At 66.0% G+C, this 14746-nt stretch carries 13 protein-coding genes, 1 tRNA gene and 1 pseudogene; 12 read left to right on the forward strand and 3 right to left on the reverse strand.

Going from position 1 to position 14746, the window contains the following annotated elements:
* The first annotated feature begins 25 nt into the window (after nt 1-25).
* From EN804_RS27595 to EN804_RS27610, 4 genes are all read left to right on the forward strand, one after another.
* On the forward strand, nt 26-646 hold the full coding sequence (locus tag EN804_RS27595) for a 2,3-bisphosphoglycerate-dependent phosphoglycerate mutase (RefSeq protein ID WP_127279288.1): 621 nt from the start codon (nt 26-28) through the stop codon (nt 644-646).
* 150 nt (nt 647-796) lie between these two features.
* Nucleotides 797-881, forward strand: a tRNA-Leu gene (locus tag EN804_RS27600).
* A 149-nt stretch (nt 882-1030) separates the two neighbouring features.
* A complete protein-coding gene (locus tag EN804_RS27605) occupies nt 1031-2722 on the forward strand; it encodes a cyclic nucleotide-binding domain-containing thioredoxin-disulfide reductase (protein ID WP_135921782.1) in 1692 nt (563 codons plus the stop codon).
* The gene (locus EN804_RS27610; protein ID WP_127871103.1) at nt 2722-3030 is read left to right on the forward strand and encodes a UBP-type zinc finger domain-containing protein; all 309 of its coding nucleotides are present in this window, start codon (nt 2722-2724) and stop codon (nt 3028-3030) included. The genes EN804_RS27605 and EN804_RS27610 overlap by 1 nt, the downstream gene beginning before the upstream one ends.
* 38 nt (nt 3031-3068) lie before the next feature.
* Here EN804_RS27610 and EN804_RS27615 read toward each other — a convergent pair whose 3' ends face one another.
* Both EN804_RS27615 and EN804_RS27620 read right to left on the reverse strand, forming a co-directional pair.
* Entirely contained in the window at nt 3069-3245 is a 177-nt protein-coding gene (locus EN804_RS27615; RefSeq protein ID WP_168247798.1) for a hypothetical protein, read from the reverse strand.
* A gap of 98 nt (nt 3246-3343) precedes the next feature.
* Nucleotides 3344-5329: a BTAD domain-containing putative transcriptional regulator gene (locus tag EN804_RS27620; protein ID WP_135921810.1), complete on the reverse strand. Its 1986-nt coding sequence runs from the start codon at nt 5327-5329 to the stop codon at nt 3344-3346.
* Nucleotides 5330-5577: 248 nt separating this feature from the next.
* On the opposite strand from EN804_RS27620, the gene EN804_RS27625 reads away from it, so the two are divergent.
* From EN804_RS27625 to EN804_RS27635, 3 genes are read left to right on the forward strand one after another with little or no spacing between them, the layout of a single operon-like run.
* Nucleotides 5578-6666, forward strand: coding sequence for a pyridoxal-phosphate dependent enzyme (locus tag EN804_RS27625; RefSeq protein ID WP_135921783.1), 1089 nt, complete (start codon nt 5578-5580; stop codon nt 6664-6666).
* A 12-nt stretch (nt 6667-6678) separates the two neighbouring features.
* Nucleotides 6679-8166, forward strand: a complete 1488-nt coding sequence (locus tag EN804_RS27630; protein ID WP_135921784.1) for an aspartate aminotransferase family protein — start codon at nt 6679-6681, stop codon at nt 8164-8166.
* 49 nt (nt 8167-8215) lie between these two features.
* Nucleotides 8216-8572 (forward strand): hypothetical protein, encoded by a 357-nt coding sequence (locus tag EN804_RS27635; protein WP_135883849.1) that lies wholly within the window; start codon nt 8216-8218, stop codon nt 8570-8572.
* 34 nt (nt 8573-8606) lie between these two features.
* On the opposite strand, the gene EN804_RS27640 is transcribed toward EN804_RS27635, so the two are convergent.
* Entirely contained in the window at nt 8607-10127 is a 1521-nt protein-coding gene (locus tag EN804_RS27640; RefSeq protein ID WP_135921785.1) for a winged helix-turn-helix domain-containing tetratricopeptide repeat protein, read from the reverse strand.
* Nucleotides 10128-10338: 211 nt separating this feature from the next.
* On the opposite strand from EN804_RS27640, the gene EN804_RS27645 reads away from it, so the two are divergent.
* The 5 genes and pseudogenes from EN804_RS27645 to EN804_RS27665 all read left to right on the forward strand — a co-directional run bounded on the left by EN804_RS27645 (nt 10339) and on the right by EN804_RS27665 (nt 14502).
* Nucleotides 10339-10590 (forward strand): DUF1127 domain-containing protein, encoded by a 252-nt coding sequence (locus EN804_RS27645; RefSeq protein ID WP_135862849.1) that lies wholly within the window; start codon nt 10339-10341, stop codon nt 10588-10590.
* Between the two features lie 148 nt (nt 10591-10738).
* Entirely contained in the window at nt 10739-11110 is a 372-nt protein-coding gene (locus EN804_RS27650; RefSeq protein ID WP_127279667.1) for a hypothetical protein, read from the forward strand.
* 111 nt (nt 11111-11221) lie between these two features.
* A complete protein-coding gene (locus tag EN804_RS27655; RefSeq protein ID WP_135883846.1) occupies nt 11222-11848 on the forward strand; it encodes a CDGSH iron-sulfur domain-containing protein in 627 nt (208 codons plus the stop codon).
* A 143-nt stretch (nt 11849-11991) separates the two neighbouring features.
* Nucleotides 11992-12298: pseudogene (locus EN804_RS27660) on the forward strand (endonuclease domain-containing protein).
* Between the two features lie 170 nt (nt 12299-12468).
* The gene (locus EN804_RS27665; protein WP_135921786.1) at nt 12469-14502 is read left to right on the forward strand and encodes a hydantoinase/oxoprolinase family protein; all 2034 of its coding nucleotides are present in this window, start codon (nt 12469-12471) and stop codon (nt 14500-14502) included.
* The last annotated feature ends 244 nt before the right edge of the window (nt 14503-14746 follow it).

Raw genomic sequence — 14746 nt, forward strand, 5'->3', positions numbered from 1 at the left:
TTGCCCAGACCCCAGAGGAGCAAAAATGTCGAGAACCCTCGTGCTCGTGCGCCACGGCCAGAGCGAATGGAACCTGAAAAACCTGTTCACCGGCTGGCGTGACGTCGACCTGACCGAGCAGGGCCATGCCGAGGCCAAGGCCGCCGGCCAAAAACTCAAGGCGCGCGGCCTGAAATTCGACATCGCCTTCACCTCCGCGCTGGTCCGGGCGCAGAAGACGTGCCAGCACATTCTCGACGCGGTCGGCCAGAGCGACCTGCAGACCATCCGCGACCAAGCGCTGAACGAACGTGACTATGGCGACCTCTCCGGCCTCAACAAGGACGACGCGCGCCAGAAATGGGGCGAGGAGCAGGTGCATGTCTGGCGCCGCTCCTACGATGTGCCGCCGCCCGGCGGCGAAAGCCTGAAGGACACCGGAGCCCGCGTCTGGCCCTATTACCTGCACGATCTGCAGCCGCATGTGCTGCGCGGCGGCACGGTGCTGGTCGCCGCCCACGGCAATTCGCTGCGCGCGCTGATCATGGCGCTGGACGGCAAGTCGGGCGAGGAGATCGTCAAGCTGGAGCTCGGCACAGGTGTGCCGGTCATCTACACGCTCAACGCCGATTCGACGGTGGCGTCCAAGGAAGTGCTGGAAGGCTGAGAGCGTTCCTCTCCCCGTCACTATACGGGGAGAGGATGCCGGCAGGCAGGTGAGGGGCGGCGCCGACGCGCGAAACTGAGCCGGCGAGCATCAGCCCTCGAAAAAAGCGCGTTGACAGCAATCGCTTGCCCGCTTATTGAGCCCGCACCAGCCCAGATGGCGGAATTGGTAGACGCGCACGGTTCAGGTCCGTGTTCCGCAAGGAGTGGAGGTTCGAGTCCTCTTCTGGGCACCAAATTCCCGTTTCGAACCAAATGTTCGGTTCAGAAATTTTGAGAAAAGCCCGGTTCGCCCGGGCTTTTTTCTTGCGCGATGACCTCGCCTCCTGGCCAGTCCCGAACAAACCGCTTCAAACCGCGCGCCCGCTTCGCTACGTTCGCAACCATGTCTCAATCCAGCACCGCGATCTTCGGCGCCCGCCGTGACCAGGCCTTCCCAACGCTGGCCGAGGCGGACATCGATCGCATGCGTCGGTTCGGCGAGGCCAGCGCCTATGCCCCCGGCGAGCACATTTTCGAGGCCGGCAATGTGTCCCCGGGGCTGATCGTCATCCTGTCGGGCAAGGTTGACATCACCCAGGACGGCAAGCTCGGCAGACGCGAAACGATCGTCACCCATGGCCCTGGCAGCTTCGTCGGCGAGCTGGCGCAGCTTTCGGCCCGCCCCTCGCTGGTCAATGCCGAGGCCGCCGAGCCGGTCGAGGCGTTCGTCATTCCCTCGCAGAGGCTGCGCGACCTGATGGTGCAGGAGGCCAATCTCGGCGAGCGTATCATGCGGGCGCTGATCCTGCGCCGCGTCGGGCTGCTCGAGAGCGGCACGATCGGTCCCATCATCGTCGGGCCGGCCGACAATGGCGATGTCCTGCGCCTGCAGGGGTTTCTCGCCCGCAGCGGTCAGCCTCACCGCGTGCTCGATTCCAAAACCGATCCTTGCGCGAAGACCCTGTTCGAGCACTTCCATGTCGATCCGCACCACTTGCCGGTCGTGCTGTGCCCGAACGGCAGGCTGCTGCTCAATCCGGCGGAGAAGGACCTCGCCCGCTGCATTGGCCTGCTGCGGCCGGTTGACGCCAGCAAGGTCTATGACGTCGCCATCGTCGGCGCCGGCCCGGCCGGGCTGGCGGCGGCGGTCTACGCGGCCTCGGAAGGGCTGTCGACCATCGTGCTCGATTGCCGCGCCTTTGGCGGCCAGGCCGGCGCTTCCGCGCGCATCGAGAACTATCTCGGCTTCCCCACGGGCATCACCGGCATGGCGCTGATGGCGCGTGCCTACAACCAGGCGCAGAAATTCGGCGTCGAGATGGTCATCCCCGACGAGGTGAAGCTGCTCGGTGCCGCCACTGGCGGCGCGCGCTACCAGCTTGCGGTCGGCGACGGCGAGACGGTGCGCACGCGCTCGGTGGTGATCGCCAGCGGCGCGCGCTACCGCCGCCTCGATGTCGCCAACCTCGCCGAGTTCGAGGGCACGTGCGTGCATTATTGGGCCTCGCCCATCGAAGCACGGCTTTGCGGCGGCCAGGAGGTGGCGCTGGTCGGCGCCGGCAATTCGGCCGGCCAGGCGGCTGTCTACCTGGCCAGCCATGTCAGGAAGGTGGCGCTGCTGGCGCGTGGCGGCAGTCTCGAGGCCTCGATGTCGCGTTACCTCGTCGAGCGCATCAGGGCGCAGCCGAACATCGAGGTGTTGACCGGCGCCGAGGTCGAGGCGCTGGACGGCGAGGAAGGCAATCTCGCCACTGTCCGCTGGCGCGACCGCTCGAGCGGCGCGGTGACGACGCGCCCGATCCGCCATCTCTTCCTGTTCATCGGCGCCGATCCGAACACCGATTGGCTCGCTCAATCCGACGTGGCGCTGGATGCCAGGGGTTTCATCCGCACCGGATCGGACATAGCATCGGCGCATGGCGTGATGGAGACGAGCCGCAGCGGCGTGTTCGCCATCGGCGACGTGCGCTCCGGGTCGGTCAAACGCGTCGCAGCTGCCGTCGGCGAAGGCGCCCAGGTGGTGGCGGCATTGCATGCATTTCTCGCGCGGGAAGGCAGCTATGCCGACGCGCCTCAACCTATGGGAAGAGTGTGATGGCTGACGAGTGCAGACACGCGGCTGATGTCAAGGACGTGACGCCGAGCGCGCTTGGCTGCGAGGAATGCCTGAAGAGCGGCTCGTGGTGGGTGCATCTGCGGCTCTGCCGCACCTGCGGCCATGTCGGTTGCTGCGACGACTCGCCCAACCGCCACGCCACCAAGCATTTTCATGCCACCAGCCATCCCGTCATAGAGGGCTATGACCCGCCGGAAGGCTGGGGCTGGTGCTATGTCGACGAGATCTTTCTCGACCTCGGCGACCGTACCACGCCCCAGAACGGTCCGATCCCGCGCTTTTACTGAGCGCCCGGAGAGCTGGGAAAAAGCCGGTTCGGCCCGATTTACCGCACCGACCCGGTAACCGTTCGGTCGACGTCGGGAACCGACTTGCGATCGTTGCCGGCAAGCGCGGCGATGAGCAGCAGGCTGGCCACAACGGGGACAAACAGCACGGCAATACGGGCCTGCACGTGAAGAATGGCGCGCCATTCGCTGCGCTTGTCGGGGCTGTTGCTCATCATACTCACTTTGCCATGGACCCCCCGGAGGTCACATAGCGGCGAACGGTTAAGCAACTCCTTCCGGAAGCGTTAACGGGGGCCGCTCAAGCCTGAGATCAGCCGAGCCCGATCCGCCTGGCGCCTTGCCGGAACAGCGCCTCGGCGTCGGGCTCGAAGCGGAACGTGCCGATGAAGTCGTCGGCGCGGTAGTCCGGCAACGTCTTGCGGATGGCGGCGGCGAAGCCGCGTGCCTCGTCGAGCCGGCCGGCAAGCGCCAGGCAGTGCGCGGCGATCGCCAGGATGATGGTATGGGCATTGGGCCGCGCCGCCGCCTTCAGCGCCCATTCGGCCGCCTCCTCGAACTGGCCGAGCCGGACATGCGACATGGCGCGTGACCCCAGCATGCCGAACAGCAACGGGTCGAAGGGGCTGAGATGCCGCGAATGATCCGACGAGCTTATCGCCGCCCGCGGGTCGCCCGATTGCGAGTGGACGAAGGACAGCGCGTAATGGCCGAGCGCGAAATTCGGGCTGAGATCCACGGCCCGCCCCAATTCGGAGAGCGACCCGTCCTGTTCGCCGCGCAGCCACAGCGCCCGCCCCATCGCCCAGTGCGCGGCCGGATTGTGGTCGTCGACCAGCAGGCTCTGGCCGGCGCTCTCGAAGGCCAGCGCGCTTTCGCGGTCGCGGTCGCCCCAGCGCTGGAAGGCGTTCTGCCAGTGGGTGAAAGACAGGCCGGCATAGGCGCGGGCGAAGGTCGGATCGAGCTGCAAGGCCGTGGCAAAGAAATGCCGCGCCGTTTCGTTCTCGGCCTGGGTGAAGCGGTACATGTGCCAGAGGCCGCGGTGATAGGCCTCCCACGCATTGAGCGAGTTGGGCGCCTTCAGCAGGGCGCGGTTGCGCTCGACCGTTTCGATCTCGGCCGAGATCGACGACACGATGCTGTCGCTGATATCGTCGAGCACGGCGAAGGTGTCGTCCGGCCGGCGCTCGAAGGTCTCGGCCCAGACGATCCTTGCCGTGCGCACCTCGATGAGTTCGACGCTGACGATAAGACGGCCAGCGGGGCTGCGCACCGTGCCGGCGGCGACATAGTCGACCTTCAGCCGGCGGCCTGCCTCCTCGGGCGCGATACCCCTGTCGGCCAGCGCGAACACCGATCCGCGCGCGATGACGAAGAAATCCCGCAGCTTGGCGAGACGGGTGATGATGTCGTGGGTGAGGCCGTCGGCCAGCCCACCGCGCAGGCCGGATTCCTCGACGAACGGCATCACTGCCAGCGATGCATGGCTCGGCTCGACCGGGCCAGTGTCGCCGGGGGACGCCAGTTGCGCCGCCGTGGACCGGCAGGCCGGCTGTACCCGCGGCCAGGCAGCCGGCTGCTCGTCACGGATCATCCGCCAGGCTGACCGGAGCGGCGCGAAATCCAGGTCTTCCGATTCGAACAACCGTGCCGCCGCCGCCAGGTGCTTTTCGGCCGCGGCGATCTCGCCGCGCCTGGCGAGGCTCGCCAGCAGCCTCGCATGCGCGCGCCCGTCGAAAGGCGCGAGTTCCACCCATCTGTCGAGATGCGCGATCGCCTCGTCGCAGTCCGCTGGCAGGCTCGCCACGAGCTGTTCCAGCACCGCCGCGTGGGCGGACCGGAAGCGGCGGCGCTGGCCGATCAGCCAGCTGTTGAAGTGCGGGCTGCGTTCGAGCTCCAGCCCGTCGAGGAAATCGCCCGCGAAGAGTTTTGCCAGCGCTCGCAACCGCTCCGCATCCAGCGCGTCGATCCCCTGCGTGGCGGCATGGCCGATCTCCAGTACATCGACGAGGCAGCCGCTGAGATCGAGCGCGACAGTATCGTCTTGCGAGCGGACACGGCGCCGGTCCGGCGTGTCGAGAGCGCCGCGCAACTTGCTGAGGCACCAGCGCAACTCGCCGCGCGGATCGTTGGGCACATCCCACAGAAGCTCGCACAGGCGGCCGCGCCCTACCGGATGTGGCGCCAGCACCAGATAGGCAAGCAGCGCCCGCAGCTTGCGCGACGCCGGCAGTGCCATCGGCACGCCGTTATGCGTGATCGTCAGCGGTCCGAGCAGCCGCACCAACAGGCACGGCATGCCACCGTCCTGTCTCGATGGTGCGGATTCCACGTCCGTTTCCACGCCTGCTCCCACGCTGGCCTGTCGGCCCTTGCTCTATCACCAAACACGACATGGCGCATCCGGCGGCGAATTTCGCGCCAGCCGCGCTCATTGCCGCATCGCCGGCACGTCAGTCCTAGCGCGGCAAGGTCTCGAAACCTCGCCGCCCAACGCGCCGGTTTGTAACCGGCCCGTGAAGATGAACACGATCGAGGAGATCAACGATGTTGAACAAACAGAAAATCAGGACCACTGCCGGGCGCGGTCGCCTGTTCGACAGCATTCTCGACACGGTCGGCGACACGCCGGCGGTGCGCATCAACAATCTCGCGCCGGCCCATGCGACCATCTATGTCAAGGCCGAGTTCTTCAACCCCGCGGCCTCGGTGAAAGACCGGCTGGCGCTCAACATCATCGAGGAGGGCGAACGCAGCGGCGCGCTGAAGCCGCGCCAGACCGTGGTCGAGGCGACCAGCGGCAACACCGGGATTGGCCTTGCCATGGTCTGTGCGCAAAAAAACTATCCGCTGGTCGTCACCATGGCCGACAGCTTTTCCGTCGAGCGCCGCAAGCTGATGCGCATGCTCGGCGCCAAGGTGGTGCTGACGCCCCGCGCCGAAAAGGGTTTTGGCATGTACAAGAAGGCGGTCGAGCTGGCCGAGGCCAATGGCTGGTTCCTTGCCCGCCAGTTCGAGACGGCCGCCAATGCCGCCATCCACGAGGCGACGACCGCACGCGAAATCGTCAACGATTTCGCCGGCTCGCGGCTCGACTGTTTCGTCACCGGCTATGGCACCGGCGGCACCGTCGTCGGCGTGGCGCGCGTCTTGCGCCGCGAACGGCCCGATACACGCATCGTGCTCTCCGAGCCGGCCAACGCGCAACTGATCGGCAGCGGCAAGGCGCAGCCGCGCGGTGCCGATGGCGCTCCCGCCGCCAGCCATCCGGCCTTCGAGCCGCATCCCGTCCAGGGCTGGACGCCGGACTTCATCCCCAATGTCCTGCAGGAAGCGATCGACGCCAGCCTCTATGACGAGGTCATGCCGATCGCCGGACCGGAGGGCATCAAATGGGCGCGGGCGCTGGCCCAGAAGGAAGGCATCTTTACCGGCATTTCCGGCGGCGCCACCTTCGCCGTTGCGCGGCAGGTCGCGGAGAAGGCGCCGGTCGGGTCGGTGATCCTGTGCATGCTGCCCGACACTGGCGAGCGTTACATGTCGACACCATTGTTTGACGGCATCGAGGCCGAAATGGACGCCGGTGAGATGGCGCTGTCGCGCTCGACGCCCGGCTGCCAGTTCCCGGCGGCTTGACGGGGGGGTGTCATGGACGTCGCGCACGAACAACTCGACATGGTGGCCGAGGAAACGCTCGACCCCGCCGACTGGGCCGATGTCCAGGCCCTGTCGCATCGGGTCGTCGATGATGTCGTCGACTATCTGCGCGAGCTGCGCGACCGCCCCGTATGGCGGGAGATGCCCGGCCAGGTGCGGGACTTTTTCACCGCCCCGTTGCCGCGCTCGCCGGCACCGCTTGCCGCTGTCTACGAGGATGTCTCCCGCACCGTGATGTCCTACCCCATGGGCAACATCCACCCGCGCTTCTGGTCCTGGTACATGGGATCGAGCAACTTCACCGGCGCGCTCGGTGATTTCCTGGCGGCGATCCAGGGCTCCAATCTCGGCGGCGGCAACCATGCCGCCGGGCTGATGGACAGCCAGGTGGTGAACTGGTGCAAGGAGATGCTCGGCTTTCCGGCATCGGCCTCCGGCACGCTGGTCAGTGGCGGCTCGATGGCCAACATCATCGGCCTGACGGTGGCGCGCAACACCAAGGCGGGCATCGACGTGCGTGAGCACGGCGTCGCCGCGATCGAAAAACCGCTGCGCTTCTACGGCTCGGACCAGATCCATTCCTGCCACCGCAAGGCCATGGAAGCGCTCGGCTTGGGCAACCGGGCGCTGCGCCGGATTGCGACCGATGCCGGGCTGCGCATCGACATATCGGCCCTGCGCAGCGCGATATCGGAGGACCGGGCAGCCGGGTTCACGCCGGCCTGCGTCATCGGCAATGCCGGCACGGTCAACACCGGGGCGATCGACGACCTCAAGGCGCTGGCCAAACTCGCGCATGAGGAAGGCCTGTGGTTCCATGTCGACGGTTGCATCGGCGCGCTGATCGCCATCGCGCCTGACAACAAGCATCGCGTCGCTGGCGTCGAATGGGCCGATTCGATCGCGCTCGATCCGCACAAATGGCTGCATGCGCCCTTCGAGGTCGGCTGTGCGCTGGTCAGGGATGCCGCCGCGCACCGCCGGACCTTCGCGGTGACGCCCGAATATCTGGAATCGACGCCGCGCGGCCTGGCCTCCGGCGAGTGGCTGCACGACTATGGCCTGCAGACCTCGCGCGGCTTTCGCGCCCTGAAAGTGTGGATGGCGTTGAAAGAGCATGGCGTCGAAAAATTCGGCCGCCTGATCGACCAGAACATCGCGCAGGTCTCCTATCTGGCCGGGTTGATCGAAGCCGAGCCGTCGCTGGAGCTGGCGGCGGCGCCGACCATCAACATCGTCTGCTTCCGCTACCAGCCCGGTTTGGCGGGCGAAGCGCTCAAGGCGCTCAACATCGAGATCATGCTGCGGCTGCAGGAGCAAGGCATCGCGGCACTCTCCGACACCACCGTGCATGGTGGGCACTGGCTGCGCGTGGCGATCACCAACCATCGCACCCGACGTGACGATCTCGATCTGCTGGTGCGTGAAGTGGTGAGGCTCGGGCGTGAGATCACTACGCAGGGCCCGGTGTCTTCCTAGTTCCGGGCGGCCGTGCGAACCTGCGCGCGATGATTCGGGGAGGTCGGCGGTGACGCTGTTTCGCATGGTTGCGCTGGCGGCACTGGTCCTGGCCAATTCGGCCGAGGCCGCCGACATGGCCTTCTTCATCAAGAACCTGCGCAAGGAAGGGGTCGCGGTCGAGCTGTTCAGCCGCGACCGCGAGACCGTCTGGCCGGGCAACGACAAGGTGTTTCTCGTCGATCCGGGCTCGCAGAAATCAGTGCCGATCTCCTGCAATCAGGGCGAACGCATCTGCTATGGCGCCTGGGTCGAGGGCAATGACAAGATTTCCGCCGGCGTCGGGCCGGACAACGACCAGCCTTGCGATACCTGCTGCTTCATTTGCGTGGAACACACGACAGAGACGATCGACCTGGTGCCGTGATCAGGGATCTCGTGCAGGCGGTTATTCCGACGCGTCAGTCTGGAAGGCCGGCCTTGTGGAAGCCCTCGATGAAATGCGCGCGCGTCGCGTCGTCGCGGAAGGGCTCGGTCCAGACCCAATGGCTGGTGGTGAAATGCGGGTTGCCGACGAGGAACAGCTCGACCTCGGCGCGCGCCTCGTCGAGCCGGCCAAGTTGCGCAAGGCTCGCCGCCAGGAAGCGGCGTGAACTGGTGCGGTAGGTCTCGTCCCGGCGCAGCGTCTCGATGGCTGCTTCATAGTCACGCGCCGCATATTGCGCCTGGCCGAGCGTCAGATAGTACCAGCTCGCCGGAAACGGGTTCAACCGGAACGCCTTGCGAATGTGCTCAAGGCCTTGCTCGACCCGCCCGGCGAGCGTCGTTATATCGGACAATGTCGCCCAGGCGTCGGCCTCGTTGGGGTCGAGTTCGAAGGTCCTGGCGAATTCGGCATCCGCCTCGGTGAAATCATGCTCATAGGCAAGCAGATTGCCGAGCACCCAGTAGCAGCCGGCATCGTTGGGATCGATCGCGACCGCCTTGCGCGCCAGATCCAGGGCAATGCGGCGGTTGGGGTCGACCGGAGCGCCCCAATGCACCCATCCCATCCAGTGGTTCATGGCGAGCCAGCGATAGGCCTCGGCGTAGCCGGGATCGAGCGCCAGCGCACGCGTCAGCATCAGATGCGCTTCCCGCGCCGTCTGCGGCGAATCGTCGATCAGCTTGCGCGCCCGCACGCACAGATCGTAGGCGTCGAGATTGGTGGGCCGGTTGCGTGGCGGCGGCGCGCGCAGCCGGCCGAGCAGCGCTTCCACGATCTTGGCGGTCACCTCGTCCTGGACGGCAAAGATATCGTCCAGGCCGCGGTCGAAGCGCTCCGCCCACAGATGATCGCCGCTCGCCGCGTCGACCAGCTGCGCGTTGATGCGCACGCGCCCCGCATCGCGCCGCGCGCTGCCCTCCAACAGATAGCGGACGCCAAGCTCCCTGGCGATCTCGCGCACGTCCATCGCCTTTCCCTTGTAGGCAAAGGTTGAATTGCGCGCGATGACGAACAGGCCGGAGATCCTCGACAGGTCGGTGATCAGGTCTTCGGTCAAGCCGTCGCAGAAGGCGTCCTGCCCGGCATCGTTGCTGAAATTGACGAAGGGCAGCACCGCTATCGATGGCTTGTCAGGCAGCGGCAACGGCTTTCGCTTCGTGCCATTGAGGTGTTCGACGGCCGCCGTGAAACGATAGCCGACGCGTGGAACGGTGGCGATCCATTCGCCGCTCCCTTCACCCGCAATGCCGGGCGGGCCAAGCAGCTTGCGCAGCTGCGCGATCTGGACGGTGAGGTTGCCTTCCTCGACGGCCGTGCCGGGCCATGCCGCGTCCATCAGTTCGGCCTTCTCAAGGATTTCGCCGGATCTTGCGACCAGCGCCGCGAGCAGCTTCAGCCCGCGGTAGCCGATGGCCACGGGGACATCGTTCCGGAGCAGCGTTCCCGCACCGGCATCGAGCACGAACGGGCCAAAGGCAAAGCGCTCTCCCTGCATCGGCGCATCTATAGAGCAATTCGAGGCAAAACGCGAAGCGGAGAAGCGTGTAGCGCATTGCCAGGGAATTGCGTGAAAACAAAGCGTTAGACGCCGGTTTGGAACTTTTGAGAACTATTTGGGAGGGTTTAATTACGGCAGCGTTCGTATCCGGCAGAATTCAACCTCTTTCAGCTCGAGGGCCATCAAGTCCGGCCCCACGGAGGTTGTCATGAACCATATCCTTGCTTCGGTCCCGCAGGCACTGCGGCCGGGAATGCCCGCAAGTTCCACGCACGCGCCGCGTCGGCGCTACAGCCTGGCGAGCTTGCGAAACGCCATCGCTGCCTGGCGCGAGCAGGCACATTTTCGCTGGCAGCTGAAGCAGATGGCGCAAGCCAATCCGCATCTGATCGACGACATCGGCTTGACGACACGGCAGGTCGAGGAAGAGATCGCCAAGCTGCCCTTCTGGCAGCGATAAGGCGACCAAGCTGCCCTTTTGGCAGCGATAAGGCGAAATGCCGCGATGATTTGGCAGGGATTGCCGGCATCATCCCTTTAGCGCCGGCCCGCGTCATGCCATGATCCCCCCATCGGCCGTGGGGGCCGATTCAACATCGGGGGTTTCCATGTCTTTCACATCCGCGCGCCGGCTTGCCGCCGCGTTTTCGCTTGCCGTCCTGTTTGTCCCAGCCGCCCATGCCGGCGACGTCACCTTCGCCGTCAAGAACAGCCACCCCAATGCCATGCGCCTCGAGCTCTACAGCCAGGACCGCGACTATGTCTGGCCGGGCGATGGCAAGGATTTCTATCTCGACGACGGCGAGACCAAGCAGCTGCCGATTTCCTGCAACGAAGGCGAATCGATCTGCTATGGCGCCTGGGTCGACGGCGACGAAGGCACCTATTGGGGCGTCGGCCCCGGCAACAAGGAAAAATGCGAGGATTGCTGCTATACCTGCAGCGGCGGCGAGACCGAGGAGATCGATCTGGTCCCCTGACCGCTTTGCCAGCTTGACGGTTTTCCTGCTGGGAGCCATAGCCTGTCCAAATACCCAAGGCACGCCGCGTATTCAGGCGCGGCGTGCTCCAGGCAAACAGGGAGCACGCCAGTGGCCGGCACGGTCGAAAGCGACAAGATCGACGTCGGATTTTCCGGCAAGCGCTGCATCCATTCGCGCAATTGCGTGCTGGGCGACCCGCATGTCTTCGTGCCCAATGCGCCGGGCCAATGGATCCATCCCGAGGCGGCCAGCGTCGAAAAGATCGTCGCGCTGGCCGAGAACTGCCCCTCGGGCGCCATCACCTATGTGCGCAAGGATGGCGGGCCGCAGGAAAAGCCACCAGTGGTCAACACCGTGCGGCTACGAGAAAATGGTCCGCTGGCGGTGCATGCCGAGATCGTGCTTGGTGACGAGACTTTTTATCGCGCCACGCTCTGCCGCTGCGGCGCCTCGCAGAACAAGCCGTTCTGCGACAACAGCCACATCAAGGCGGGCTTTGCCGCCACCGGCGAACCGGCGCTGAAGGACACGCCCGCGCTGGAGACCCGTGACGGGCCGCTGAAGGCGACGCCGACCCCCAACGGTCCGCTCAAGCTCGAAGGCAATGTCGAGATCGTCACCGGCACCGGTCACACGGTCGACCGCACCACCAAGGTCTTCCTTTGCCGCTGCGGCCATTCCGCGAATAAGCCGTTCTGCGATGGCAGTCATAAGAAGGTGGGGTTTGTGGGATAGGTGAGTAGCCAATCTCCCCCCTCGTGGGGGAGATGTCCGGCAGGACAGAGGGGGGCGCCGTAGAGCGCTGCCTCCAACACGCAGCGAATAGTGCAACGCCTCATACGCCTTTGCCTCCAAGACATCGCGCAAACGCCAGATCGATGCGCAAGGTCATGACACCAGCTGAATTGAAGCTGTGGAACGAGCTTCGCGCACTGTTTGATGGGGCTTGGCTTCCGCCGGCAATTTCCAATCGCCGGCTACATTGTCGACTTTGCTTGTCCGGAGAAGAAACTTGTCGTCGAAGTCGATGGCTCCCAGCATGCGGACCCAATCACCGGCGACCAAGCCAGGACATTGCGCCTGGAGCAAGACGGCTGAATCGTTCTGCGCTTCTGGAACGACGACGTCATTCGCGACATCGATAATGTGTGCCAGCATATTGTTATGGCGGCCGGGCTCGGCTGATGCTGCCATAACCGCGGCAAGGTCGGCGGGACAGCGCCCCCCTCTGTCCTGCCGGACATCTCCCCCACGAGGGGGGAGATCGCTTGTGGCCCATCTCTCCCGGCTTTATCCGCAAGCCCGTATCCGCTAAGGGCAGGCAACCAAACAATCTGCCCGGACCCCGCCCCAAAATGACCAAGCCAAAACCTCTCTTCCTCGGCATCGACACCGGCGGCACCTACACCGATGCCGTGCTGTGGTCCGAGACCGAAGGTCCCCAGCAGGGAGCGAACAAGGGCAAGGTGCTGGCCAAGGCCAAGGCGCTGACCACGCGGCATGATCTGGCCGTCGGCATTTCTGGCGCCGTCGATGCGGTGCTGGAGAAAGCGGGCACCGATCCGGCTGACATCAAGCTGGTCTCGATGTCGACGACGCTCGCCACCAACGCACTGGTCGAGGGTCAGGGCGGCCGGGTGGCACTGGTCATGATCGGCTTTTCCGAGGCCGATCTTGCCCGCGATGGCTTGAAGACCGCACTTGGCACCGACCCGGTGGTGTTTTGTCCGGGCGGCCATGATGTGCATGGCAATGCGGCAAAGCTCGACCTGTCCGGGCTGGAGGCGATGCTGCCGGAACTCGGCGCCTCGGTGTCCGGCTTTGCCGTCTGCGCCTATTTCGCCACCCGCAATCCCGCGCATGAGATCGCGGCCCGCGAGCTGATCCGCGACAGGACCGGCCTGCCGGTCACGGCCAGCCATGAATTGTCGGCCAAGCTCGGCGGTCCGCGCCGGGCGCTCACCACGCTGCTCAACGCCAGGCTGATCTCGATGATCGACCGGCTGGTGGCGGCGACCGAGGGCTTTCTCGCGGCGCGCGACATCGCCGCGCCCCTGATGGTGGTGCGTGGCGATGGCGCGCTGGTTTCGGCGGCGTTTGCCCGCCAGCGGCCGATCGAGACGATCCTCTCGGGCCCCGCCGCCAGCCTCGTCGGCGCCCGCCACATGACCGGGCTCGACAATGCGGTGGTGTCCGACATTGGCGGTACCACCACCGACGTCGCCGTGCTCGATGGCGGCCGGCCGCGGCTCGATCCGGAAGGCGCCACCGTCGGTGGCTTCCGCACCATGGTCGAGGCGGTCGCCATGCGCACTTTCGGCCTCGGCGGCGATTCCGAGGTGACGCTGGAGGATGGCGCGCTCAACCCGAAAATCCTGCTCGGGCCGCGCCGCCTGGTGCCGCTGGCGCTGGCCGGCATGGCGCATGGCGAGGCGGTGACGGCGGAGCTCGAACGCCAGCTGCGCGCCCCCAACACCGGCCGCATGGATGGCCGCTTCGCGGTCCGCACCGGCGTGCCGGACCGGCTCGCGGCGGGGCTGACCGCGCCGGAGGCGAAGCTCTACGAGGCGATCGGCGCGACGCCGCTTGCCCTCGACAGGCTGCTGACCTCGAACGCCCAGAATGCCACCCTGAACCGGCTGGTCTCGCGCGGGCTGGTGCATATCTCGGGCTTTACGCCGTCGGATGCCGCGCATGTGCTCGGCAAGCAGGCGAACTGGGATGCCGCCGCCGCCCGCCTTGGCGCCGAACTGTTCGCCCGCAGGCGCGATGGCCGTGGCCAGCCGATCGCGGCCTCGCCGGAAGCGATTTCGGAGCGGGTGCTGGTGACGCTGACGCGCTGGTCGGCCGAATACATCCTGGAAACCGCCTTTGCCGAGGACGGGCTCGATGGTGCGGCCACGGTGGCGCACGCGCTGGTGCAGCGCGCCGTCGATGCGCATCCAGGCATCGCTCGCCTCAGCGTCGCGCTCGACCGTCCCGTCATTGGGCTGGGCGCTTCGGCCCCTCTGCATTACGCCGGTCTGGCGCCCTTGGTCGGCAATGACTGCGTGGTGCCCCGGGATACCGATGTCGCCAACGCGCTCGGCGCCGTCGTCGGCCAGGTCAGGGTTTCGGCCGAGGCCCGCGTCAGCCAGCCCAAGGAAGGCCTGTTCCGGCTTGCCTCGGGCGAAACGGTGCGCGACTTTCTCGACGAAGCGGCGGCGATCGCGGCCGCCGAGGCCGACGTGCGGGCGATTGTCGCCCAACGCGCCCGCGATGCCGGCACCGACAGCGCCGAGATCGAGGTCGCGACGGAGTTCCGTGTCTCGACCGTCGAAGCGCAGCGCATGTTCATCGAAGCGCATGTGGTGGCGGTGGCCTCGGGCAGGCCAAGGATCGCGGTTTAGATTCAGGTGAGGCCGGCCTGCAAATGGCGGCGTCCTGTGCTTCCGGTGCTCACGTCCCTTAAGTACGCTCCGCTCCGGTTCTCGGACGCCACCATTTTCGACTCGGCCTGACCTGAATCCTGCGCCTTCGTCATCCTAGGGCGGAGCGGGAGCGAAGCGACGTTGCGGAGACCCTAGGATCCATTCCGTGACGTTGGAGGTAGAGCGAACGGTTCAGAATGGCGCACGCAAACAGATGAAGAAC

The organism is Mesorhizobium sp. M8A.F.Ca.ET.161.01.1.1 (assembly GCF_004792105.1).
Taxonomy (GTDB): domain Bacteria; phylum Pseudomonadota; class Alphaproteobacteria; order Rhizobiales; family Rhizobiaceae; genus Mesorhizobium.